General features: G+C 59.8%; 21 protein-coding genes and 1 pseudogene. 8 read left to right on the top strand and 14 right to left on the bottom strand.

Features of this window, described 5'->3' with window-relative positions:
- Positions 1 to 239 precede the first annotated feature (239 nt).
- From epsC to mgrA, 4 genes are all read left to right on the top strand, one after another.
- Entirely contained in the window at positions 240 to 1,166 is a 927-nt protein-coding gene (epsC, locus tag ACR52_RS14755) for a serine O-acetyltransferase EpsC (RefSeq protein ID WP_048725361.1), read from the top strand.
- Positions 1,167 to 1,562: 396 nt separating this feature from the next.
- A complete protein-coding gene (gene betT / locus ACR52_RS14750; protein WP_173439258.1) occupies positions 1,563 to 3,524 on the top strand; it encodes a choline transporter BetT in 1,962 nt (653 codons plus the stop codon).
- A gap of 158 nt (positions 3,525 to 3,682) precedes the next feature.
- The gene (locus tag ACR52_RS14745; protein WP_048725357.1) at positions 3,683 to 5,032 is read left to right on the top strand and encodes an OprD family outer membrane porin; all 1,350 of its coding nucleotides are present in this window, start codon (positions 3,683 to 3,685) and stop codon (positions 5,030 to 5,032) included.
- A 108-nt stretch (positions 5,033 to 5,140) separates the two neighbouring features.
- Positions 5,141 to 6,178, top strand: coding sequence for an L-glyceraldehyde 3-phosphate reductase (gene mgrA / locus ACR52_RS14740; protein ID WP_048725355.1), 1,038 nt, complete (start codon positions 5,141 to 5,143; stop codon positions 6,176 to 6,178).
- Positions 6,179 to 6,281: 103 nt separating this feature from the next.
- Here mgrA and ACR52_RS14735 read toward each other — a convergent pair whose 3' ends face one another.
- The 10 genes from ACR52_RS14735 to ACR52_RS14690 all read right to left on the bottom strand — a co-directional run bounded on the left by ACR52_RS14735 (position 6,282) and on the right by ACR52_RS14690 (position 17,154).
- A complete protein-coding gene (locus ACR52_RS14735; RefSeq protein ID WP_053221245.1) occupies positions 6,282 to 7,064 on the bottom strand; it encodes a hypothetical protein in 783 nt (260 codons plus the stop codon).
- 3 nt (positions 7,065 to 7,067) lie between these two features.
- Entirely contained in the window at positions 7,068 to 7,979 is a 912-nt protein-coding gene (locus ACR52_RS14730) for a hypothetical protein (protein ID WP_152687624.1), read from the bottom strand.
- Between the two features lie 30 nt (positions 7,980 to 8,009).
- Entirely contained in the window at positions 8,010 to 8,690 is a 681-nt protein-coding gene (locus ACR52_RS14725; protein WP_048725349.1) for a hypothetical protein, read from the bottom strand.
- 253 nt (positions 8,691 to 8,943) lie between these two features.
- The gene (gene tauD, locus ACR52_RS14720) at positions 8,944 to 9,780 is read right to left on the bottom strand and encodes a taurine dioxygenase (protein WP_048725347.1); all 837 of its coding nucleotides are present in this window, start codon (positions 9,778 to 9,780) and stop codon (positions 8,944 to 8,946) included.
- Between the two features lie 11 nt (positions 9,781 to 9,791).
- Positions 9,792 to 10,628, bottom strand: coding sequence for a taurine ABC transporter permease TauC (gene tauC / locus ACR52_RS14715; RefSeq protein ID WP_048725345.1), 837 nt, complete (start codon positions 10,626 to 10,628; stop codon positions 9,792 to 9,794).
- On the bottom strand, positions 10,625 to 11,404 hold the full coding sequence (gene tauB / locus ACR52_RS14710) for a taurine ABC transporter ATP-binding subunit (RefSeq protein WP_048725343.1): 780 nt from the start codon (positions 11,402 to 11,404) through the stop codon (positions 10,625 to 10,627). Before tauB ends, tauC begins: the two co-directional genes overlap by 4 nt.
- Before the next feature lie 16 nt (positions 11,405 to 11,420).
- Positions 11,421 to 12,398, bottom strand: a complete 978-nt coding sequence (gene tauA, locus ACR52_RS14705) for a taurine ABC transporter substrate-binding protein (RefSeq protein WP_048725341.1) — start codon at positions 12,396 to 12,398, stop codon at positions 11,421 to 11,423.
- 241 nt (positions 12,399 to 12,639) lie between these two features.
- Complete coding sequence (gshA, locus tag ACR52_RS14700) at positions 12,640 to 14,223, bottom strand: glutamate--cysteine ligase (protein WP_048725339.1); 1,584 nt, start codon at positions 14,221 to 14,223, stop codon at positions 12,640 to 12,642.
- Between the two features lie 214 nt (positions 14,224 to 14,437).
- Positions 14,438 to 14,821: a PaaI family thioesterase gene (locus ACR52_RS14695; protein WP_048725336.1), complete on the bottom strand. Its 384-nt coding sequence runs from the start codon at positions 14,819 to 14,821 to the stop codon at positions 14,438 to 14,440.
- Positions 14,821 to 17,154, bottom strand: coding sequence for a Tex family protein (locus ACR52_RS14690; RefSeq protein WP_048725334.1), 2,334 nt, complete (start codon positions 17,152 to 17,154; stop codon positions 14,821 to 14,823). Before ACR52_RS14690 ends, ACR52_RS14695 begins: the two co-directional genes overlap by 1 nt.
- Before the next feature lie 355 nt (positions 17,155 to 17,509).
- Here ACR52_RS14690 and ompR point away from each other — a divergent pair, with 355 nt between their 5' ends.
- Both ompR and ACR52_RS14680 read left to right on the top strand, forming a co-directional pair.
- Positions 17,510 to 18,250, top strand: coding sequence for an osmolarity response regulator transcription factor OmpR (ompR, locus tag ACR52_RS14685; protein ID WP_003213175.1), 741 nt, complete (start codon positions 17,510 to 17,512; stop codon positions 18,248 to 18,250).
- Between the two features lie 117 nt (positions 18,251 to 18,367).
- On the top strand, positions 18,368 to 19,681 hold the full coding sequence (locus ACR52_RS14680) for an ATP-binding protein (protein WP_048725329.1): 1,314 nt from the start codon (positions 18,368 to 18,370) through the stop codon (positions 19,679 to 19,681).
- 103 nt (positions 19,682 to 19,784) lie between these two features.
- On the opposite strand, the gene rimK is transcribed toward ACR52_RS14680, so the two are convergent.
- Genes rimK through rimA form a run of 3 tightly spaced genes read right to left on the bottom strand, consistent with a single transcriptional unit; the run spans position 19,785 to position 21,962 of the window.
- The gene (rimK, locus tag ACR52_RS14675) at positions 19,785 to 20,690 is read right to left on the bottom strand and encodes a 30S ribosomal protein S6--L-glutamate ligase (RefSeq protein ID WP_034117233.1); all 906 of its coding nucleotides are present in this window, start codon (positions 20,688 to 20,690) and stop codon (positions 19,785 to 19,787) included.
- Positions 20,687 to 21,169, bottom strand: coding sequence for a retropepsin-like aspartic endopeptidase RimB (gene rimB, locus ACR52_RS14670; protein WP_048725325.1), 483 nt, complete (start codon positions 21,167 to 21,169; stop codon positions 20,687 to 20,689). The genes rimK and rimB overlap by 4 nt, the downstream gene beginning before the upstream one ends.
- Before the next feature lie 13 nt (positions 21,170 to 21,182).
- Complete coding sequence (gene rimA / locus ACR52_RS14665; protein WP_048725323.1) at positions 21,183 to 21,962, bottom strand: S6 modification regulatory phosphodiesterase RimA; 780 nt, start codon at positions 21,960 to 21,962, stop codon at positions 21,183 to 21,185.
- Between the two features lie 115 nt (positions 21,963 to 22,077).
- On the opposite strand from rimA, the gene ACR52_RS14660 reads away from it, so the two are divergent.
- A complete protein-coding gene (locus tag ACR52_RS14660; RefSeq protein WP_048725321.1) occupies positions 22,078 to 22,485 on the top strand; it encodes an RNA-binding S4 domain-containing protein in 408 nt (135 codons plus the stop codon).
- Between the two features lie 207 nt (positions 22,486 to 22,692).
- Here ACR52_RS14660 and ACR52_RS14655 read toward each other — a convergent pair.
- Positions 22,693 to 23,259: pseudogene (locus ACR52_RS14655) on the bottom strand (phosphatase PAP2 family protein); the annotation flags it as partial.
- Positions 23,260 to 23,384: 125 nt separating this feature from the next.
- Between ACR52_RS14655 and hslO the strand changes: the two are divergent.
- Entirely contained in the window at positions 23,385 to 24,287 is a 903-nt protein-coding gene (gene hslO / locus ACR52_RS14650; protein WP_048725320.1) for an Hsp33 family molecular chaperone HslO, read from the top strand.
- Positions 24,288 to 24,427 lie beyond the last annotated feature (140 nt).

Raw genomic sequence — 24,427 nt, 5'->3', positions numbered from 1 at the left:
CGCACGGTTGATAAGTATTGCGTGACTATAGGCAGGCACTTTTCATCGGGCAACCGTCAATCGCTTATGGATGTTGGTTATATGCTCGGCATGATTGGTTATTAAGGCCGCCCCCAATGCATGTCGTAAAGTAGGTGGAAATTCAGCGACAAGCTGCAAGCCTCAAGCGGCAAGTAAAAGCCAGGTTGCTTTTACTTGCCGCTTCAAGCTTGCTGCTTCCAACTACCGAAGGTCTTCCCTTGAGTGAGCGTTCCAGTCATTGGCAATTACAGACCATCGTCAGCCAGCTGCGCGGCGCCCGGGACCAGTGGCGAGCGCGCAATGGCCGGTTGAGTGGCGAGCATGGCGGGCGCGAATTGCCGTCGCGCGAAGCGGTGGCGCAGATTCTTGAAGCGCTGTGCGGCGCGCTGTTCCCGATGCGCTTGGGGCCGGTGGACCTGCGTGAAGAAAGTGAAGACTTTTATGTCGGCCATACCCTCGACGTCGCCCTCAACGCGTTGCTCGGCCAGGCGCGCCTCGAGCTGCGTTACGCTGCCCGCCAGAGCGCCCAGGATGACCGCGAGGTCGATGCTCACGCCATCCGCCTGATCCAGGATTTTGCCCTGGCCTTGCCGTCCCTGCGCAGCCTGCTCGACACCGACGTGCTGGCCGCCTACCACGGCGACCCGGCTGCCCGTAGCGTGGACGAAGTGCTGCTGTGCTATCCGGGCATCCTGGCGGTGATTCATCATCGCCTGGCGCACCATTTGTACCGTGCCGGTTTGCCGCTGTTGGCGCGGATCAGCGCGGAGATCGCCCATTCGGCCACGGGTATCGATATTCACCCCGGCGCGCAAATCGGCCCGAGCTTCTTTATCGACCACGGGACGGGCGTGGTGATCGGTGAGACCGCGATCATCGGCGAGGGTGTGCGCATCTATCAGGCGGTGACGTTGGGCGCCAAGCGCTTCCCGGCCGATGAGGATGGGCAGTTGCAGAAGGGTCATCCGCGTCACCCAATCGTCGAGGACGATGTGGTGATATACGCCGGGGCGACCATTCTGGGGCGCATCACTATTGGCAAGGGCTCGACGATTGGCGGCAATGTCTGGCTGACCCGCAGCGTGCCGGCCGATGCGAACATCACGCAGGCAAATCTGCAGCATGATGATGGCGCCCAGAAGTAACGGCACTTCCGCTGACCGCTGAGGACTAACCTGTGGCGAGGGAGCTTGCTCCCGTTGGGCTGCGCAGCAGCCCTGGATCAGCCGCCTCATTCATTCTGGAATAGGGCGGTGGGCTTTTCAGGGGGGGCGCTTCGCACCCCAACGGGAGCAAGCTCCCTCGCCACAACCAATCCTTGAGCTAGTGTAGGAATACCCGACCACTCAGCCCTGCGATTAGTCCCAGACCGCCTATCCATGTTTAACTTGAATGTTCGTTCAAGTTAAACCGGTGGTTCGCTGCCCGCTCACAACAGGAGGCTTACCTTTGCTGAGTCCGTTATTTACAGCCACATCTCACGTCCCAGGGGTGCATCGTTCATGAGTGCATCGTCCACCCCACCCAGCGGCCAGGTGCGCATGAATGCGCCCGTGTTCTATTTCGCCGCAAGCTTCATCCTGCTGTTCGGCATCACTGTCATCGTTATCCCGCAACAGGCCGGCGCCTGGCTGCTGGCGGCGCAAAACTGGGCGGCCAACACGGTCGGCTGGTACTACATGCTGGCGATGACCCTGTATCTGGTCTTCGTGGTGGTCACCGCGCTATCGGGCTACGGCAAGATAAAACTCGGTGCCGACCACGACGAGCCCGAATTCAGTTACCTGTCCTGGGCCGGCATGCTGTTCGCCGCCGGGATCAGCATCACACTGTTTTTCTTCTGCGTTTCCGAGCCGCTGACGCACCTGGTGCAACCGCCCCAGGGCGAGGCGATGAACGCCGACGCTGCGCGCCAGGCCATGCAGATTCTGTTTCTGCACTGGGGTCTGCACGGCTGGGGCGTGTTTGCCTTTGTCGGCATGGCCCTGGCGTACTTCGCCTACCGGCATAACCTGCCGCTGGCGTTGCGTTCGGCGCTGTACCCGCTGATCGGCAAGCGTATCAACGGCCCCATCGGTTATGCAGTGGATGGCTTCGGCATCATTGCTACGGTGTTCGGCCTCGGCGCCGACATGGGCTTCGGTGTGCTGCACCTCAACGCAGGCCTCGACTACCTGTTCGGCATTGCCCATACCCAGTGGATTCAGGTCGGCCTGATCACTCTGATGATGGGCGCGGCGATCCTCGTCGCCGTCGCCGGTGTCGACAAGGGCGTGCGGGTGATGTCCGACATCAACATGCTGCTGGCCTGCGCACTGCTGCTGTTTGTGTTGTTCGCCGGGCCCACGCAGCACTTGCTCAACACCCTGATCCAGAACATCGGTGACTACCTGGGGGCCTTGCCGACCAAGAGCTTCGACGTGTACGCCTACGACAAACCGAGCGACTGGCTGGGTGGTTGGACAGTGTTCTACTGGGCCTGGTGGATCGCATGGTCGCCGTTCGTGGGCCTGTTTATCGCGCGCATTTCCCGTGGCCGTACCATCCGCGAATTCGTGTTTGGCGTGCTGCTGATCCCGCTGGGCTTCACCCTGGCGTGGATGTCGATTTTCGGCAACAGCGCTATCGACCAGGTGCTTAACCACGGCCTGACCGCGCTGGGTCAGTCGGCCATTGATGATCCGTCGATGAGCCTTTACCTGCTGCTGGAAACCTACCCGTGGAGCAAGACTGTCATCGCGGTGACGGTGTTTATCAGCTTCGTGTTCTTCGTCACCTCGGCCGACTCCGGCACCGTGGTGCTGTCCACCCTGTCGTCCAAGGGCGGTAACGCCGACGAAGATGGGCCGAAATGGCTGCGAGTATTCTGGGGCGCGATGACCGCGCTGATCACCAGTGCCTTGCTGTTTGCCGGCAGCATCGACTCGCTGAAATCTGCGGTGGTGCTCACCTCGTTGCCGTTCTCGATGATCCTGCTGTTGATGATGTGGGGGCTGCACAAGGCCTTCCACCTCGAATCGCAGAAGCAGATCGCCCAGTTGCATTCATTGGCACCGGTATCGGGCTCACGCAAGGGCACTGGCGGTTGGCGCCAGCGTTTGAGCCAAGCGGTGCATTTCCCGTCAAGGGATGAGGTGTACCGGTTCCTTGAGACCACGGTGCGTCCGGCGATCGAAGAAGTGACGGCCGTGTTTGTCGAAAAAGGCCTCAACGTTGTCACCCAGCCAGACCCGTCCAACGACAGCGTCAGCCTGGAAATCGGCCACGGCGAAGAGCATCCGTTCGTTTATCAGGTGCAGATGCGCGGCTATTTCACTCCGTCATTTGCACGCGGTGGAATGGGTTCCAAGCAGCTCAATAACCGTCGCTACTACCGGGCGGAAGTGCACTTGAGCGAGGGCAGCCAGGACTACGACTTGGTGGGCTACACCAAGGAGCAGATCATCAACGACATCCTCGACCAGTACGAGCGCCACCTGCAGTTCCTACACTTGGTTCGTTAACCCTAAACTCCCCGCAAAGCCCCGTTCTACGGGGCTTTCTTAAATTTAATTTCATCCGTCAACGCGCTGTTTTGACGCGTAACTGTCATCTGGTCACTGCGTAATTGTGTGAAGCGTTTGACGCTTTCATTTCAGAACAGTGACGGAGACCGGTACCCATGAAGACGTTTTTAAGCCCTGTGGTGGGAGCCGCCATGGCGAGCTTTATGCTGTCCGCCCATGCCGATTTTATCGATGACAGCCACGCCGACGTGACCCTGCTCAACCGCTATCTCAACCAGCAGGGACGTGACGTGGTCGGCAGCAATGCCAAGGCCCATAGCATTCGTGATTGGGGCCAGGGGTTCGAGTTCAACTTCAAGTCGGGCTACACCGAGGGGCCGGTGGGGTTTGGCCTGGACCTGCAAGCGTTTTACGGTTTGAAACTGGATTCCGGTGGCGATCTGAATGACAAGGATCACCAGGGCCGTTACCCCGGCAGCATGTTCCCGCTGGACAACGGCAAATCCGCCGACCAGTTCGGCGTGCTCAGCCCCACGTTCAAGATGCGCTTTGCCAAGGATGAGCTGCGCGTCGGTACGCTGTACGGCAACAACCCGGTGCTGGCCAACACCGACGGGCGTCTGTACCAGCAGACCAACACCGGTGTGCAACTGGTGTCCAAGGACCTCAGTGACTTCACCTTCACTGGCGGCGATATCTTCAAGACCAAGATCCGCAACGAAACCGGCGACCAGGGCATGATCACCGCCGGTGGCACCAAAGAGAGTGACCGCTTCCTGTTCGGCGGTGCAGATTACAGCGGCATACAGAACACCACCGTCAGCCTGTGGTACTCCAACCTTGAGGATTACTACCAGCAGTTCTTCCTTGGTGCCAAGCGCCACGATGCCTTGTCGGTGGGTGCGATCGACACTGACGTGCGCGTGTTTCGCAGCCTGGGTGTGGGCGGCAACGCCGATGGCGACAAGGACTTTGCGGCGGCGGGCCTCTACGGCGATGGCGTGAACAAAGGGCGCATCAACCAGTCCACCGTCAGCCTGCTGGAAAGCTACAGCCTGGACGGCCATACCGTCGGCCTGGGTATCCAGAAAAACAGCGGCGACAGCGACTTCCCGTACCTGGATTCCGGCCTCAACAGCGGCGACAACCGGCAGGGCCCTGGCTCGGGTGCCGACACCCCGGCGCTGACCAATATGCAGTTGAACAAATTCCAGCACGCCGGCGAGCGCACGTGGCTGGCGCAGTACAAATATGACTTGGGCAAACTCGGCCTCAACGGCCTGACGTTCTCGGCGGCCTACGCCCACGGTGATGACATCCGCACTGCGCAGGGCACCACCAGCGAATGGGAGCGCAACGTTGCCGTGGCCTATCAAGTCCCCACCGGCACCCTCAAGGGCCTCGGCGTCACCTGGAAAAACGCCCACGCCAGCCCGGACATTACCGGTGCCACCGTGCAAGATGAAAACCGCTTCTATGTCAGCTACGTTGTTCCACTCTGGTAGCGAATTGCTGTAAAAGGGAAGCGCTCACTTAAGCGATTCAGCGGGTTAAAAGGCCTGGGAATATGCTTATTCCCAGGCCTTTTAACCCCAAAGCCCAGAGAGGATTCGATGACGTACATTGCTGCCGAAAACCGCTATGAATCTATTCCTTATCGCCGCGTAGGCCGCAGTGGATTGGTGCTGCCGGCACTGTCCCTGGGGTTGTGGCACAACTTTGGCGACAGCACCCCGATCGACACCCAGCGCGCCCTGCTGCGCACGGCGTTCGACCTGGGTATCAACCACTTCGACCTGGCCAACAACTACGGCCCGCCCTATGGCAGCGCCGAGATCAACTTCGGCCGGTTGCTGCGCGAAGACTTCAAGCACTACCGCGACGAGCTGATCATCTCCAGCAAGGCCGGCTGGGACATGTGGCCCGGCCCCTACGGCCAGGGCGGCGGTTCGCGCAAATACGTGCTGGCGAGCCTCGATCAGAGCCTGCAACGCCTGGGTGTCGACTACGTGGATATCTTCTACTCCCACCGCTTCGACGCTGACACGCCGCTGGAAGAAACTGCCAGCGCCCTCGCCACCGCCGTGCAACAGGGCAAGGCGTTGTACATCGGTATCTCGTCCTATTCCGGCGTGAAAACCCGCGAAATCGCTGCGCTGCTCAAAGAGTGGAAAGTGCCGCTGCTGATCCACCAACCAGCCTACAACCTGCTGAACCGCTGGGTGGAAAAAGACCTGCTGGACACCACCGAGGAACTCGGTGCCGGGGTAATCGCGTTCACGCCGCTGGCCCAGGGTTTGCTGACCGACAAGTACCTCAATGGCGTGCCGGCCGATGCACGGGTTAACCGCCCGGGTGGCAGTTCGTTGCAGGCCAAGCACCTGTCCGAGGCCAACATCGCCCATGTCCGTGCGCTGAACGAAATCGCCAAGCGTCGCGGCCAAAGCCTGGCGCAACTGGCCCTGGCCTGGACTCTGCGCGACCCACGGGTGACCAGTGCGCTGATCGGTGCAAGCCGGCCGGAGCAGATCATCGAAAACGTCGGCGCGTTGAAGAACTTGAGCTTCAGCGCAGAGGAGCTGGCGGAGATTGATCGGTTTGCGCAGGAAGGCGGGATTAACTTGTGGGAGAAGCCTTCCACAGCTGAGTAAACAGTGTGCGTGCCTGCAATGAAGGCGTGCCGGGGTGTCGACTGGCACGCCTTCATTGCAGGCAGGTTTATTCTCAAACCAGGATCAGCACCTGTCGTGCGCGTTAGTAGCCTGATTCCGATAATTTCACCTTGTTTCCATAAACGTCCGCATAGCCATCAATCACCGCGACCGAATGCTGGGCATCCGCTACCGTCCCTATCGCGCCTTTTTCCAACTGCGCAGGGCTGGCCCAGCGACGATGGGCATACAACCCCAATCGCTTGAGTGCATCACCTGGAAACTCACCGTCATTCAATGAATCCATTGCATGTTGGAAGCTGTGCTTTGCGGTGCCTTGATTATTTTCAAGTTGGGCGCGCTTGGCGCTCACGGCGTACATGAAGATGGCGTCTTTCTTGACCTCGGAATCATCCCCTTCAAAGTCACTGCCGTTAGCGGCCTGCGTTAGTTCATCGAAAGACACGTGCAACTTACGGCTGTCGCGCATCGTGATGTCGAACCCGTCCTGGGTTTGTTTGATGTGCTTGTAGATGCCGTGGGGGTTGTGGCCGTACTTCGCCATCGCCGCCTTGATGGCCGAGACAGTGACGCAGTTACCTTGATTGCCTTGCCAGAACCCACGCCAGATATCCCTGGGCTTAACCCCAGGAGCAACACTGGATAGGTAACGTTGAGCGTTCTCAGAGGGTGCGACAGTGGGAGTTGCTCGCTCAACGAGTTTTTTTATAAGTTCGTTCAGGGCTTCCAATTGCTGGACTAACGTTGCATGGGCATTAGCCGCAGCAGGTTGTTCAGGATTTATCTCGGGACTCTTTGAGTGGGGATAGTGCTTGGGGCCAGCGCTGAATGTTCCCGCGTGGTAGGGGGCAATGGTCAAACTCATAAATCACCTTCTTCCCAGTCGGATTGAGTTTGCCGAAGCGTTGTCGAGCACATAACCATGGCCTTGATAGGGGAGGTCATCGCCGCCGCCCCATTGGCTGCCTAGAACCAGACCCGCGCCATACAGATAACCAATGGTGTCATCTTCCTCCAGCTCGCTGACATGCACATGGCGCATATGGGCAATCATGCCCAGGTTTTCCAGGGTCGGTTTGATTTGGCGGCCGTGTGTCAGGGCGGTGTCCAGGGCCGTTTCAAAGTCGGCCCTTATTACCGGGTCTTCATGGGACTGTTGATAGCGTTTGGTGAAGGCGGCAAATATGAAGTTGGCGTTTTTTATCATCTCGCGGTCAGTGCCTGTGAAGTTGACGGCCTGGCCGGCACGGTTGATTTCATGGCCAGAGACATGAAGCTCATAACCATCTTTCATCGTGATGTCGTAGCCGTCACCTGAGGGTGAAACCTTATCGAAGCAGTCGGTCGGGCGTTGTCCGAACGTCATCATCATGAGTTTGATGGCGTCTGCGTATGTTCTGGTTTCGTACGGTTCACCAAATTGCCGTTCCCTGCTATTAAAACCCGTCTTTATGTTATTCAGGCATTCTGCGGTTTTATTCGCGGACGTGTCTGGCTTGGGTGTGACAGGCACAGGCTTCGGAACAGTCGGTACTTCAGGAAGCGGCGTTCGTTCTGCCTGGAAGAGCATCTTGATTTGTTGGGTGATGCTGTTGAGCAGGGCAAGCATCTCACCCCATGGGTTGTTATCACGGACGGCAACGTTTGTCTGACTCGCCATTGGCGGGCGGTGTGGTTGTTTGAGCGCAGTGTTGGCGGCATGTGGATAACCGCTATTATTCGCCTGAGAATCGAGTGATGGATTAAAAATCGGCGAACGGTCGCGTATTGAATAAGTCATGAGTGAATGCTCTGAAAGTTGAAGGGTTGGTCAGATAAGAACGTAGGCCAGCTTTTTCTTTCGAATCCTTGATGGCGTGCCATGAAAGTCCTCGGCACCCCCCACCACAAAAACCGACTCTCTTGAGGAGGCAACGCTTATTCCCATCCCTCCATGGGCCGCTAATTCATCAGACCTGACCGCTTTGATATGCTCTTTCAACCCCAGCAACTTCAGTATTGTGCTTGCGTGCTCGCCTTCGTTCGTATTGCGCATGGCCAGTGAAAAGTTCGCGTTTTCGGCAGGGTTGCGGCTCTCCAACTGCTTGCGTTTAACCAGGGCGGCATAAAGAAAAGTCGCATCTTTCAACACCTCTCCATCCCCAAGCATCTGGCAGCCTTCTTTTGAAAGTTGCAGTTCCTTATGGCTGATAAAAAGCTTGAATCCATCCCTCATGGTGATGTTGAAGCCCGCGTTCAGTGGCGTGACTTCCTTGAAAATATCCGCTGGGCTTTGACCAAAGTGCTGCATCGCCAGTTTGATTCCGGCGATGTGCGAACTATGAGGATTGGTGGTTGAGTAGTGCCGCGTAGAGGGAGAAAAAAATAAACCACCGAGTGGGTCGTCAGGCTTTTCTTTACTGTGTTTTTTTGAAAGGTATTCATGGTTGTTGGGGATTTTGGCGGAGTAAAAATACGCCGCCTGATCGGGCGGCAAAAATTGAATGTTCATTTATGCGCTCTATGGATTTGTGAGAAGAGGTCAGTGCGCTGCGCACTGTTGATGCAGGATGTCAGTGGTCCAGCATCCCTTCGCGTTCCAGAGATCGAGGTTCTATCGAGTAACAGGGGTTTTCTTAGGCAAAATTATTCAATAGGAAAAATCCTGATATCGATAATTTTTCTAGAAAGAAGATGGCAGGAATGTGCCGGAAAGGAGGAAAGGTGCCCCACAGCATGGCTGTCATACAGTGGGGCGCCCCGAGTTAAAACGGCACGTCGCCGAGTATCGTCGCGCGGTGCATCACTCGCCGCTGCGGGCGGTAGTCATCCACGGCGTAATGCTGGGTCACGCGGTTGTCCCAGAACGCCACGTCATTTTCCTGCCAGCGCCACCGAATGGTGAATTCCGGACGTGTCGCGTGGGCGAACAACAGCTTGAGAACCGCCTCACTTTCCGCCGGTTCCAGCTCATTGATTTTGGTGGTGAAGCCGTCGCTGACAAACAGCGATTTACGCCCGCTCACCGGATGCGTACGCACCACCGGGTGCGACAGCGGCGGGTTTTTCTTGCGGGTTTCTTCCCAGCGAGCGAGGTCTTCGGCGGTGTTGCCAAAGCGCTCCAGCGGGAAGGATTTGGTGAAGTCATGGGTGGCGGTCAGGCCGCTGAGCAGCCTCTTAAAGGGCTCCGACAAGGCCTCATACGCCGCGATGCCACTGGCCCACAGCGTGTCGCCGCCAAACGCCGGCAGCAGCTTGGCGCTCAGCACTGCGCCGAGGGCCGGGGTGGGCAGGAAGGTCACGTCGGTGTGCCACACGGCGTTGTCACGCACGTCGGTAACGGCGGTGTCGAGGATCAGCACTTCGGGCTGTTCCGGCACGTTGGGGTAGATCGGATGAATATGCAGGTCGCCGAAGTTCGCCGCAAACCGCGCCTGTTGCTGCGGGGTGATGGCTTGGCCCCTGAAGAACAGCACCGAGTGCGTGAGCAGCGCCTGCTCAATGGCGTCGCGTTGTTCAAGGTTCAGCGGCTGGGTGATATCGACGCCACTGATCTGGGCGCCCAGGGCAGTGCTTAAAGGCGTAACGGTCAGGCTGCTCATGCGGTTCTCACTCAGTGTGCCTGGCCATGCCAAGGCACTAATTTGCGCTGCAGGGCACGCAGGCCCATTTCCATGGCGAAGGCGATCAGTGCGATCACCAGGATCCCCAGCACCACCACATCCGTGACAAGGAACTGCGCCGCCGACTGCACCATAAAGCCCAGGCCGCTGGTGGCGGCAATCAGCTCGGCAGCCACCAGCGTCGACCAACCCACACCCAGGCCAATGCGCACGCCGGTGAGGATGTCGGGCAGGGCGCTCGGCAGAATCACATGGCGAATCAATTGAGCCCGGGTTGCGCCCAGCGACTGCGCCGCGCGCAGCTTCGCCGGGTCGACGGTGCGCACGCCGGTGGCGGTGGCGATGGCAATCGGCGCGAAGATCGCCAGGTAAATCAGCAACACCTTGGACAGCTCACCGATGCCGCACCAGATCACGATTAACGGCAGATACGCCAGGGGCGGAATCGGCCGATAGAACTCGATCAGCGGGTCGAGAATGCCGCGCGCGATGCGGTTGGAGCCGATGGCGATTCCCACCGGCACGGCGGTCAACACCGCAAAACCCAGGCCCAGGCCGATACGTCCGAGGCTCGCGGCCAGGTGCTGCCACAAGGTTGCGTCCATATAGCCCGAGGTCGCCAGCAACCAGCCCTTTTGCAGTACGGCAGACGGCGGTGGCAGGAACAGCGGTTCGATCAAACCGGTGGCGGTCACTGCCCACCAAATCGCCAGCAAGGCAAACAGGGTCAAAAGGCTGATCCAGCGCGTGCTCAGGCTGCGCTGCAGCGGGATAACGGCGTGCGCCACCGGCTTGGCGGCCGTGGCGGGAAGTTCGTAGCTGCTCATGCGGACACCTGCCGTTGCGAGAACACTTTGCCCAGCACGTGTTCGCGGGTTTCGATAAAGCGCGGGTCGGACTTGATCGCCCGCGCCGATTCGCCGGCCGCGTAGCGCTGGCCGAAATCCAGGCTCAGGCGTTCGACGATCTGCCCCGGGTTTGGCGCCAGCAGGATCAAATCGGTGGCGAGGAAGACGGCTTCTTCGATGTCATGGGTAATCAGAAACACCGGCTTGGCCGTGCGCCGCCAGACTTGCAGCAGCAGCTCCTGCATCTGTTCGCGGGTGAAGGCATCGAGGGCGCCGAAGGGTTCATCCATCAGCAGCACGCGCGGGTCCGCTGCCAGGGCGCGGGCCAGGCCGACGCGCTGTTTCTGGCCGCCGGAAAGCTGCCAGATACGGCGGCTGTCGAAACCGGCCAGGTCGACCAGCGCGAGCATTTCCCGGGCGCGCAATTCGCGTTGCGCCTTGGGGATGCCGGCCAATTCCAGGCCGAAGCCGACGTTGGCCAGCACGTCCTGCCAGGGCAGCAGGGCATCATCCTGGAACACCACGCCGCGTTCGGCGCTCGGGCCTTTGACCAGCACACCATCGAGGGTGATGCGCCCGGCAGAAGGTTCGACAAAACCGGCGATCAGGTTCAACAGCGAAGTCTTGCCACTGCCGGACGGGCCGAGGGCCACCAGCAATTGCTGGGGCCCAAGGTCGAGTGAAATATCCGCCAGTACCGGTCCTGTGGCGCCTGGGTACTGTGCGCTGATGCGCTCCAGTTGTAGCAAGGCCATCGCGATGAACTCCTGATCAGTTAGTGATGAACTTGGCGCTGACAAAAGGGGCGTAGTCCGGCAGCACGGCTTCGACCTTGCCTTGTTCCTTGAGGAACGCAGCGGTGTCGGTCACGGCCTTGGTAGTCGGTGCGCCCAACAGGGTTACCTGGTCAGCGGCCAGCGGGTAGACGTTGCCTTGCAGCAGCAGCGGGATGTCACTGGCCTTGGCGCCGGAGAGCTTCACCAGTTTGTCGACGTTGCTTTTGTCGGCGAGCCAGGCTTGTGGGTCTTTGCGGTAGGCGGCGTAGGCATCGAGAGTGACTTTGGCGAAGGCGCTGACGATTTCCGGATGCTTCTCGGCGAAGTCCTTACGCACGATCCACGCGTCGAACGTCGGCGCGCCGAACTTGGCCAGTTCGCCGGAGGTGATCAGCACCTTGCCGTTTTCCTTGGCCACGCCCAGTGCCGGGTCCCAGACGTAAGTGGCGTCGATATCACCGCGCTTCCAGGCGGCGATGATGGCCGGCGGTGCGAGGTTGAGGATGGTCACTTTTGACGGGTCGATGTTCCAGTGCTTCAGCGCAGCCAGCAGGCTGTAGTGGCCGGTGGAAACGAAGGGCACGGCGATTTTTTTGCCGATCAGGTCCTGCGGGCTGTTGATCCCCGAACCGTTGCGCGCCACCAGGGCTTCGGCACCGCCGATCTGGGTGGCGACGAGGAAGGTTTCCACCGGCACTTTGCGGGTGATGGCAGCGGTCAGCGGGCTGGAACCGAGGTAGCCGATCTGTACATCGCCGGACGCGATGGCGGCGATGATGTCGGCACCGTTGTCGAATTTGCGCCAGTCGATCTTGGCGTTGGTGGCTTTTTCATAAGCACCGTCGGCCTGGGCGACTTTCGCCGGGTCCACGGTGGTCTGGTAAGCGATGGTCACATCCGCCGCCTGTGCAAACAGGCTGGCACCGGCCAGGGACAACGCCGCCAATAGGCGCAGAGGGGTAAGCAGTTTCAAGGGGAAGCTCCTCAATCAGGCGGCCGAGGGTCGGCGTGTGAGGAGACTAAATGATCTAAGAATCCGAAAATAAATAACATTTTCGAATTAGCTTATGAGGGGAAAGGTGGTCGTCGCACTGCTGCATGATCGTTCCCACGCTCCGCGTGGGAATGCAGCCTCGGACGCTCCGCGTCCCAAAGCGTGACGCGGAGCGTCACAAGAGGCGTTCCCACACGGAGCGTGGGAACGATCAGTTGGGTCAGTTGCTGATAGCGAGAATGCTGGCCTGGTACGAGCCGACAAACACATCAAAGTCGCCCACTTCGTTCTGCTCCAGTTCCGCCTGCTGTGCCAGCGACGTGCGCGCCAGCGCTTCAAAGCGTGCCTGCTCTTGCGCCGGCAACGGCTCCCGGCGGAAGTACTCGGCATGCACTTGGCTCTGATGCAGGGAGAACTGAGCAAAACTCTCCTTGCGCTCGGCCATCGCCGCCAACACCTGGGCCGACGGGGTCAGTGACGGGTCGTTGACCTTCGCCAACTGCGCGTCCAGCGCCTGGCTGTGTTCCTGGATGCCGTGGCTCTCATCAAGCAAGGCTGCCAGCGGTGCGATCTTCTCCAGCAACTCGGTGGCCCACTCCTTCATGTCCACCGCCTGGCCCTGACGCCGCAATTGCAGGCCCGGCCGGCGGCCTTCCTTAACCACGCTGAGGAAGTTGGACGTAGCGTTGCCGCACTCGTTGTCGGCGAACAGCGGGCTGTCGTTCAGCGCGCAATACAGCAGGAACGCGTCGAGGAAGCGCGACTCCGGCAAATCGATGCCCATCGGCAGGAACGGGTTGATGTCCAGGCAGCGCACTTCGATGTACTGGATGCCACGGGCCACCAGCGCCTGGATCGGCCGCTCGCCGGTGTAGGTCACGCGCTTGGGCCGGATGTTGGAGTAGTACTCGTTTTCGATCTGCAGGATGTTGGTGTTGAGCTGAACCCATTCACCGTCCTTGTGGGTGCCGACTTCGACGTACGGCGCGTAGGGCGTTGCCACCGCTTCACGCAGGCTGTCGGTGTAGCTACTCAGGTCGTTGTAGCACGGCGTCAGGCCGGCCTGGGCGTTGCTTTGGTAACCGAGATCGCTCATGCGCAGGCTGGTGGCGTACGGCAGGTACAGGGTGTCGGCGTCGAGTACTTCAAGCTGGTGCGAGCGACCGCGCAGGAAACCGGCGTCCAGGGCCGGCGAGGCACCAAACAGGTACATCAGCAGCCAGCTGTAGCGGCGGAAGTTGCGGATCAGCGCGATATAGGCGGTGGACTGGTAGTCGCGGTCAGTGCCGACAAACCCTTCGACTTCCTTGAGCAGCGGCCAGAGCTTTTCCGGCAGGGAAAAGTTGTAGTGAATCCCGGCGATGCACTGCATGGTCTTGCCGTAACGCAGGGCCAGGCCCTTGCGATACACGTACTTGAGCTGTCCGATATTGGAGGTGCCGTAGTAGGCAATCGGAATGTCTTCCTCGGCCGGCAACGGGCACGGCATCGAAGGGCTCCACAGGTATTCGCTGCCGAGCTTGGTGTAGGCAAACCGATGGATCTTGTCCAGGCTGCTCAGGGTATCGGCCGGGTTGGGCAGGGCCGGAGTGATGAACTCCAACAACGATTCCGAGTAGTCGGTGGTGATCTGTTCGTGGGTCAGCGCGGCGCCCAGGGCTTCGGGGTGCGGCGTTTGTGCCAGGCGACCTTCACCGGTGACACGCAGGCATTCGCGCTCGATGCCGTGCAAGCACTGCTCTAGCAGGGAGAGGTGTTCGCGCTTGCCGAGCAGGGCCAGGCGGCGGTTGAGAAGTTCGCTCAAGTTGGATTCCTTCACGCGTCAGTCGCCCCAATATGGGGGTGGGCAGGACGGTCTACAAGGGTGAAGTTAAAACTGGCGTTATCGCCTGGTTTTGAGTCGATTTGACCCGCTCTGAAAAAGCCGACTTCACTCCATGAATTGGGCTATAGCGCAGCAAGAAAATTCCGACGCCGTTATCGCAGCGCCGAAATTAACTCAAATCGAGGGTGGGGAGCTATAGGACAGCGAAGGTGCCCTGCGCTTTTGCGACAAGTTTTTCGTCCTGATACACATCCGCCTCGACCACCAAGGTGCGCCGACCGGCGTGGACTACCCGGCTGGTGCACAGCACATCACCGTCGTCCACTGCGCGGATGTAGTTGATCTTGCACTCGATGGTCGCGCTCTGCTGGTCAAAACCATGGGCGCTGGAGCAGGCCAGCCCCATGGTGATGTCCACCAGGCTGAAAATCGCCCCGCCGTGGAGCTTGCCCGCGCGGTTGCGCAGCTTCGGCTCCAGGGTCAGGGCCACGTCGGCAACGCCCTGGTCCAGGCGTTGCAGGCGGCAGCCGATCAGTTCGCTGAACGCGCTCTGGGTCAAGCCGGCCGGGATTTCCATCAGCGTTTCTTCAACTGTTTGGCGTTGGCAAACAGCGAGGCCATGGCGTTATTGGTCGGCGCTGCGGTCGCAGTTTCCTTGCGCGGCGCGTTGTCAGAGCGGCCTTGGGACTGGCGCGGGGCCGAGCCTGGGCGTGCGCCACGGGCACCGTCGATTTTCTCGCCAGGGGTGTCGCTCATGCGCATCGACAGGCCGACGCGTTTGCGCGGGATGTCGACTTCCATGACCTTGACCTTGACCACGTCACCGGCTTTCACCGCTTCGCGCGGGTCCTTGATGAACTTCTCCGAAAGCGCAGAGATGTGCACCAAACCGTCCTGATGCACGCCGATATCCACAAAGGCACCGAAGTTGGTCACGTTGGTGACCACGCCTTCGAGGATCATGCCCAGTTGCAGATCCTTGAGGTCTTCGACGCCGTCCTGGAACTCGGCGGTCTTGAACCCGGGGCGTGGGTCGCGGCCAGGTTTTTCCAGCTCTTGCAGGATGTCGGTGATGGTCGGCACACCGAAGGTTTCGTCGGTGTATTTTTTCGGGTCAAGGCGTTTGAGGAACGCGGCGTCGCCGATCAGCGAGCGGATGTCGCGGTCGGTCTCGGCGGCAATACGTTGCACCAGCGGGTAGGCTTCCGGGTGAACCGCCGAAGCGTCCAGCGGATTGTCACCGTTCATTACGCGTAGGAAGCCGGCGGCTTGCTCGAAGGTTTTTTCACCCAGGCGTGCGACTTTTTTCAGCGCGGCGCGGGTTTTGAACGCGCCGTTTTCATCGCGGTGGGTGACGATGTTCTGCGCCAGGGTCGCGTTGAGGCCAGAGATACGAGCCAGCAGCGCCACGGAGGCGGTGTTTACGTCCACACCCACGGCGTTCACGCAGTCTTCCACCACCGCATCCAGGCCGCGCGCCAGCTTCAGCTGCGACACATCGTGCTGGTACTGGCCGACGCCGATGGATTTCGGATCGATCTTCACCAACTCAGCCAACGGGTCCTGCAGACGACGGGCGATGGACACCGCACCGCGGATCGACACGTCGAGGTCCGGGAATTCCTTGGACGCCAGTTCGGACGCCGAGTACACCGAAGCGCCGGCCTCGGAAACCATCACCTTGGTCATCTTCATGGCTGGGTATTTTTTGATCAGTTCGGCGGCCAGTTTGTCGGTCTCCCGGCTGGCGGTGCCGTTGCCGATGGCGATCAGGTCTACCGCGTGCTTAGCGCACAAGGCTGCCAGGGTCGCGAGGGTCTGGTCCCACTTGTTGTGTGGCACGTGCGGGTACACGGTGGCGTGGTCCAGCAGCTTGCCGGTGGCGTCGACCACGGCGACTTTGCAGCCAGTGCGCAGGCCCGGGTCGAGGCCCAGGGTGGCACGCGGGCCGGCCGGAGCGGCCAGCAGCAGGTCGTGCAGGTTGTGGGCGAATACGTTGATCGCCTCGGTTTCGGCGCCGTCGCGCAACTCGCCGAGCAGGTCGGTTTCCAGGTGCGTGTAGAGCTTGACCTTCCAGGTCCAGCGCACGACTTCACCGAGCCACTTGTCCGCAGGACGGTTCTGATTCTGGATGCCGAATTGTTGACCGATCATGCCTTCGCACGGGTGCATGGTGCCCGGCAGCTCGTCGCCGACTTTCAGCGCGGAGCTGAGAATGCCTTCGTTGCGGCCGCGAAAAATCGCCAGCGCGCGGTGGGACGGCATGCTCTTGAGCGGTTCGTCGTGTTCGAAGTAATCGCGGAACTTGGCGCCTTCTTCCTCTTTGCCGGCGATGACGCGGGCGCTGAGGATGGCTTCCTGTTTCAAGTAAGTGCGCAGTTTTTCCAGGAGGCTGGCGTTTTCGGCGAAGCGCTCCATGAGGATGTATTTGGCGCCTTCGAGGGCGGCCTTGACGTCGGCGACACCTTTTTCAGCGTCGATGAAGCGTGCGGCTTCGGTGTCCGGGGTCAGCGACGGATCGTTGAACAGGCCGTCGGCCAGCTCGCCCAAACCGGCTTCCAGGGCGATCTGGCCCTTGGTGCGGCGTTTCTGTTTGTAGGGCAGGTAGAGGTCTTCGAGGCGGGTCTTGGTGTCGGCGAGCTTGATGTCGCGTTCCAGTTGTGGGGTCAACTTGCCCTGTTCTTCGATGCTGGCGAGGATACTGAGGCGCCGTTCGTCGAGTTCTCGCAGGTAGCGCAGGCGCTCTTCCAGATGCCGCAGTTGGATGTCGTCGAGGCTGCCGGTCACTTCTTTACGGTAACGGGCGATGAAAGGCACCGTGGAGCCTTCATCCAGTAGAGCGACGGCCGCTTCGACCTGCTGTGGGCGTACACCGAGTTCCTCGGCGATGCGGCTGTTGATGCTGTCCATAAAACCACCTGAAATTCTTAAAAGCAGCTCGAAGGCCCGGAAAACAAGGCCTTGCAAGGCTGGTTGAGCGGCCCGACTGCGCCGCTGCCTGGGTCAAGAGGCTGCCTATTGACCCTCGAAATCGAAAAAATCACGACAAGCAGGTGAAAAAAGCCTGGCAGTAAACGGTAACGATCTGACGTTGCCCTGCACGAAGGCGCCGCATTATAACCAGCGTTCTGTCTTTGGGGGGTACTGCGCCAGAGGTTGTAGGGCGCGGGTTCGCTGGCAGTGGAGGAAAAATCTGCTAACAATGCACACGGTGCGTATAACGACAGCTACGCCATAATGCGCGCCGAGATAAGAGGAGCATCTAATGAGCAGCACTGCACAAACTGCTGAAGGCGAAAAAATTCTCATCGTTGATGACGATCCGGGGCTGAGCAGCCTGCTGGAGCGTTTTTTCAACTCCAAGGGCTACCGTGCCCGCGCGGTGCCGAACACCGAGCAAATGGACCGCCTGTTGGGGCGCGAAGTGTTCAATCTGGTCGTGCTCGACCTGATGTTGCCCGGCGAAGACGGCCTCACCGCCTGCAAGCGCCTGCGCGGCGCGAACAACCAGATTCCAATCATCATGCTTACCGCCAAGGGCGATGAGCTGAGCCGCATCAAGGGTCTCGAGCTGGGCGCTGATGATTACCTGGCCAAGCCATTCAACCCCGACGAGCTGATGGCGCGGGTCAAGGCCGTATTGCGTCGTCAGGCAGCCCCGGTGCCGGGCGCGCCGGGCAGCGAAGACGAAAGCGTTACCTTTGGCGACTACGAACTGTCGCTGGCCACCCGTGAACTCAAGCGTGGCGATGAAGTGCACATGCTGACCACGGGCGAATTCGCGGTGCTCAAGGCCCTGGTGATGAATGCTCGCCAGCCGCTGACCCGCGACAAGCTGATGAACCTGGCCCGTGGCCGGGAATGGGATGCCCTGGAGCGCTCCATCGACGTGCAGATTTCCCGTCTGCGCCGGATGATCGAGCCGGACCCGTCGAAGCCACGGTATATCCAGACCGTGTGGGGCGTGGGTTATGTGTTCGTGCCGGATGGCACAGCAACCAAGTGACCGATGATTTGCAGAGCCGGGTGTCCTGACGTTTGACTCCATGAACGTCGATGGGATACCCGGCTTCTGCAATTCTGCGAGTGCCGCTCGTTCCTGCAAAGTGCCTGGCTGTCTTCTATGAAAACCCCGTTGTGGTTCCCGCAAAGTTTCTTCTCTCGCACCCTTTGGCTGGTGCTGATCGTCGTTCTGTTTTCCAAGGCGCTGACACTCGTTTATCTGTTGATGAACGAAGACGTGCTGGTGGACCGGCAGTACGCCCATGGTGTCGCCCTGACGTTGCGTGGTTACTGGGCCGTAGACCCTGAGAACAGGGAAAAAGTAGCCAAGGCCTCGACGTTGACCCGGGTAGAAGGGGCCGGCGTGCCCGAAGGCGAGCAGCATTGGCCTTACAGCGAGATCTACCAGCGCCAGATGCGCGACGAACTGGGAGAGGACACCGAGGTGCGCCTGCGCATGCATGTTTCGCCTGCGCTGTGGGTGAGGGCGCCGAGCCTGGGCGATGCCTGGATCAAGGTGCCGCTTTACCCGCATCCATTACGAGGGCAAAAAATCTGGAACGTGTTGGGCTGGTTCCTGGCCATCGGCTTGCTTTCAACGGCGTCCGCATGGATTTTCGTACGTCAGCTCAACCAGCCGCTTAAACGCCTGGTATTCGCCGCCCGCCAATTGGGGCAGGGGCGCAGTGTGCGCCTGCCGGTCAGCGATACGCCCAGTGAGATGACCGAGGTGTACGGCGCGTTCAACCAGATGGCGGAGGACGTCGAGCAGGCCGGGCGCGAGCGCGAGCTGATGCTGGCGGGGGTGTCCCATGACTTGCGTACGCCGTTGACGCGATTGCGCCTTTCCCTTGAGCTGATGGGCAACCACACCGACCTGACCGATGACATGGTGCGTGACATCGAGGACATGGACGCGATTCTCGACCAATTCCTGGCGTTTATTCGCGATGGTCGTGACGAGGTCGTGGAAGAAGTCGACCTGACGGACCTGGTGCGCGAGGTGGTGGCACCCTACAACCAGAACGGCGAACAGGTACGTATGCGCCTGGAGCCGATCCAGCCGTTCGCGTTGCGCCGGGTGTCGATGAAGCGCCTGCTGAACAACCTGATCGGCAACGCCTTGCACCACGCCGGTTCCGACGTGGAAGTGGCGGCGTACGTGTCCGGCGACAGCGCCGCGCCTTATGTGGTGTTGAGCGTGATGGACCGCGGTGCCGGTATCGACCCGGCCGAGCTGGAAGGCATCTTCAACCCCTTCACCCGTGGCGACCGTGCCCGTGGCGGCAAGGGCACCGGTTTGGGGTTGGCGATTGTGCGGCGGATCGCCTCAATGCATGGTGGCAATGTTGAGCTGCGCAACCGTGAAGAGGGTGGCCTGGAAGCGCGGGTGCGCTTGCCGCTGGGCCTGATGCTGCCGCGAGACGCGGTCTAGAAACAGCCGCAAGTTCCAAGTTCCAAGCTGTAAGCTGCAAGAGAAAGGCAGACTGCCTTTGTCTTTTCTTGCAGCTTATAGCTAGAAGCTACCAGCTGCTTCTCTACCCCTTGCCTTTGGTCCTGGTCATATTCGGCCCGCCATTCTTCTCCAGATGCTGAATGATGATCCCGGCCACATCCTTGCCTGTGGTGGTCTCGATGCCTTCCAGGCCGGGCGATGAGTTCACTTCCATCACCAGCGGGCCATGGTTGGAGCGCAAGATATCCACACCCGCGACGCTCAACCCCATCACCTTGGCCGCGCGCAGCGCAGTCATGCGTTCTTCCGGGGTGATCTTGATCAGGCTGGCACTGCCGCCACGATGCAGGTTGGAGCGAAACTCCCCCGGCTTGGCCTGGCGCTTCATTGCCGCAATCACCTTGTCGCCCACCACGAAGCAGCGGATATCCGCACCACCGGCTTCCTTGATGTACTCCTGAACCATGATGTTCTGCTTGAGGCCCATGAACGCCTCGATCACTGACTCCGCTGCGGTTGCGGTTTCACACATCACCACGCCGATGCCCTGGGTGCCTTCCAGCACTTTGATCACCAGCGGTGCGCCGTTGACCATTTCGATCAGGTCCGGGATGTCATCAGGGGAGTGGGCAAAACCGGTGACCGGCAGGCCGATACCTCGACGCGAGAGCAGTTGCAGCGAGCGCAGCTTGTCCCGTGAGCGCGCAATAGCCACCGATTCATTCAGGGGGAACACCCCCATCATTTCAAACTGGCGCAACACGGCGCAGCCGTAGAACGTGACCGAGGCACCAATTCGCGGGATCACGGCATCAAAACCCTCCAGCGGCTTGCCCCGGTAGTGGATCTGCGGCTTGTGGCTGGCAATGTTCATATAGGCCCGCAACGTGTCGATCACCACCATTTCGTGGCCACGTTCGGTGCCGGCCTCGACCAGGCGGCGGGTGGAATACAGACGCGGGTTTCGCGACAGCACAGCAATCTTCATGCAGCACCTGGGGCAGAAATAGTAGAGACCGGGAACACCGGCTTGTCTTGAACGTACTTGACGCCTGGATTGACCACCAACTGGCCGTCAATCAGCGCCTTGGAACCGAGCAATAGGCGGTAACGCATGGCTTTGCGGCAGGCGAGGGTGAACTCCACCCGCCACACCCCATCACCCAAGGCCAGGGTGGTGCTTATCACGTAGCGCACCTGCGCATGGCCGTTGGAACTCTTGATCGTCTTCATGGCCACCAGCGGCGCTTCACAGCGGCGGTGACGCAGTTGCACAACGCTGCCCAGGTGCGCGGTAAAGCGCACCCACTGTTCACCGTCACGCTCAAAGGGCTCGATGTCGGTGGCGTGCAAGCTTGAGGTACTGGCCCCGGTGTCGATCTTTGCGCGCAGGCCCGCCACTCCCAAGTCGGGAAGTGCCACCCACTCACGCAGACCCACAACGGTCAAATGGTCAAATGTCTTCAATATGGATAACCGATCAATTCGCCCAGGCCTGAGGTTTGACCTCGGCCAGGGCTTTGAATGCAGGCCTGGCGAACCAGTAGCCTTGCATCAGAAATATTCCGCAGTCGGACAGGAAGTCTCGCTCGCCGGCACTTTCGATGCCTTCGGCGATGACAGTAACCCCCAACTGCTCACAGATTGTGACAATGCCTTGGACGATCACCTGACGGACACGGTCCTGGTCGACATCGCGAATCAGCGCCATGTCGAGTTTAATCAGGTCAGGTTGGAAGTCGGCCAGCAAATTCAGCCCCGAATAGCCCGCGCCGAAATCGTCGATGGCGGTCTTGAAGCCGAATTCGCGGTATTCACGCAGAATATTCGTCAAATGGCGATAGTTATCTACATGCTCGCTTTCCAGTGTCTCGAAAATCAGCTGGTTCAGCGGAAAGTTATGCTCGCGGGCAGCCTCCAGGGTGCTGCGAATACACAGCTCCGGCCGATACACCGCATTGGGCAAAAAGTTGATCGACAGGTGAGTTTGCATCCCCAGCGCCGCCGCCCCCGCAATCGCCTGCTGGCGGCAACGTTGGTCGAAGCGATAGCGATTCTGGTCGTTGACCTGATCCAGCACCGACAGCGCCCCTTCGCCGTTCGTACCGCGCACTAATGCTTCGTGAGCAAAAATAGAATGGTCCCGAAGGTCTACGATTGGCTGATAGGCGAACGCAAAGTCAAAGCCCAGGGGCTCGCTTTGCTGGCAACCCACGCAAGGCTGGTTGGGCGAGGTGAGTGAAGTGGGGAAGTCGGTCACAGCGTATCCTCGCGAAAAAAGGGGCTACCTGGCATATCTTAGGTGAGCCTTGGGGTTAATGCGTCGACGGGTTTCAACGGTAAAGTTGCGACATTTTTCAGAGCGAGGAATTCAAGTGGCTCAAAAGCAGGAAGAGGAAGAAAAGGTCCGTTTGGACAAGTGGCTGTGGGCTGCGCGTTTCTACAAAACGCGGGCCTTGGCCAAGGCCGCCATCGAGAGTGGCAAGGTGCATCATCGCGGCGAGCGCTGCAAGCCGGGCAAAGAACCACGTGTCGGTGATGAGTTACAGATTCGTACCGGCTTTGATGAAAAGACCGTCGTGGTCCAGGCGCTTTCCGTCGTACGGCGAGGGGCACCTGAAGCACAGGCACTGTATACCGAAACCGAAGCCAGCATTGCCAAGCGTGAAAACGCGGCGGCCATGCGCAAGGCGGGTGCCACAGGCATGACCACCGATGGCAAACCGAGCAAAAAGCAGCGCCGCGATCTGTTCAAGTTTCGCGGCAGTGGTAATGATGACTAGCCTTGGGCGGATGAGCTTTTGTGGCCAGCAGGCTTGTTGTGGCGAGCGGGCTTGCCCCGCGTTGGGCTGCGCAGCAGCCCCAGTACTCGCCACCCCGTTGGTTCAGGCAAACCGAGGCGTTTGGTTTTGGGGCCGCTGCGCAGCCCAACGCCGGGCAAGCTCGCTTGCCACAGGTTATTGCGGTGCTCTTACGACGCTCAATCGACCGACCAGCACCTGGCAGATCCGTTTGGCAAACACCGTCATGAACATCCCCCAGATCAACAACACCGAGGCGTGATCGCCCGGGAAACTCTGGCTTGAGCGGTCTTTCAGCTCCCAGGTTTTCTCAAGCCCTGGGAAGTAGTCACTCATCTGAATCGCCCCGCTGATCACCATCGACGGGCTACTGTGTTGCCAGCCCATGTGCGCCGCGAGCTTGGAAAACAGCATGCGGATAAACAACAACAGCAGCAGAATGCCAAGAAAGCCAAAGAACGCCTGACGCACCTGCATGGCCTTGAACACCCAGTCGCCACGAATCAGCAGCGCCAGCAAAATGATCCCGACCACCGCATCAAACGGCCGCAGACTGGCCACGGCCCACAGGTGCAGCCATGTCGAGTTGCTCGCCAAAGGGTCATTTAGCAGATGAAACAGCCACTCGTCGAAAATTACACACAGCATCTGGCCCGCGGGCCACAGCCAAAAACACAGCAGCCCGATAGCGAGTAAATTGCAAAGCGCCCATCGCCGGAGGTTCCACTTGGCTTGGAACAAACCCGGATTGTTCATAAACTGTCCCTCATCGCTCAATTCAGCTCTCTGTTTTCAGGAGAAAGCCGCACCAAAATGGTGCTAAAGCGTTTAATTCTATAAACCTCGTAATCAATTTGTCATCAATTCAGATACCCAGACCTATGACTGATCTACCGGATACCGACTTCACCCAGCGCTTCCTCTTCGACGACATTGACGCCCGCGGCGAACTGGTCTCGCTGGAGCGCAGCTATGCCGAAGTCCTCGCCAAGCACCCCTATCCGGAGCCGGTCGCGCAACTGCTCGGTGAGCTGATGACGGCGGCAGCGCTGCTGGTGGGCACCATGAAGTTCGACGGTTTGCTGATCCTGCAGGCCCGCTCTGAAGGCCCGGTCCCGATGCTGATGATCGAATGCTCCAGCGAGCGCGAAATCCGTGGCCTGGCCCGTTACGACGCCGACTTGATCGCTGCGGACGCCACCCTGTCCGACCTGATGGCCAACGGCGTGCTGGCGATCACCGTCGACCCGACAGAAGGCCAGCGCTACCAGGGTATTGTCGACCTCGACGGCGAGACCCTTTCGGACTGTTTCACCAACTATTTCGTGATGTCCCAGCAAGTCGGCACCAAGTTCTGGCTCAACGCCGACGGCAAGCGCGCCCGTGGCCTGCTGCTGCAACAACTGCCGGCCGACCGCATCAAGGACGACGATGAACGCACCGACAGCTGGCGCAAGCTGACGGCCCTGGCCGGTACCCTGACCGCTGAAGAGTTGCTGGGCCTGGACAACGAAACCATCCTCCATCGCCTGTACCACGAAGAGGCTGTGCGCCTGTTCGACGCGCAGGGCCTGCGTTTCCGTTGCAGCTGCTCGCGCGAGCGTTCGGCCAATGCCTTGGTCAGCCTGGGCCTGGAAGATGCGCAGGACCTGGTGGTGGAACACGGTGGCAATATCGAGATCGACTGCCAATTCTGCAACCAGCGCTACCTGTTCGATTCCGCCGATGTCGCCCAATTATTCGCCGGCGCAGGCATCGATACCCCTTCCGATACCCGCCACTAAAACGTTTAAGCACAGGTAAATCACCTGACAAATGCCGGATTAGCGCTGTTCTGACGGGAGGGCCCTACTCTTTTTGGGCTTTTCTGGCATAATCCGGCCCACTTTTTTCGCGGTAGTAGTGCGCAACTTTCTACTACAAA

The organism is Pseudomonas fildesensis (assembly GCF_001050345.1).
Classification (GTDB): Bacteria; Pseudomonadota; Gammaproteobacteria; order Pseudomonadales; family Pseudomonadaceae; genus Aquipseudomonas; species Aquipseudomonas fildesensis.
Note: the sequence above shows the minus strand (reverse complement) of the source record. Positions and strands in the feature narration are given on the sequence as shown.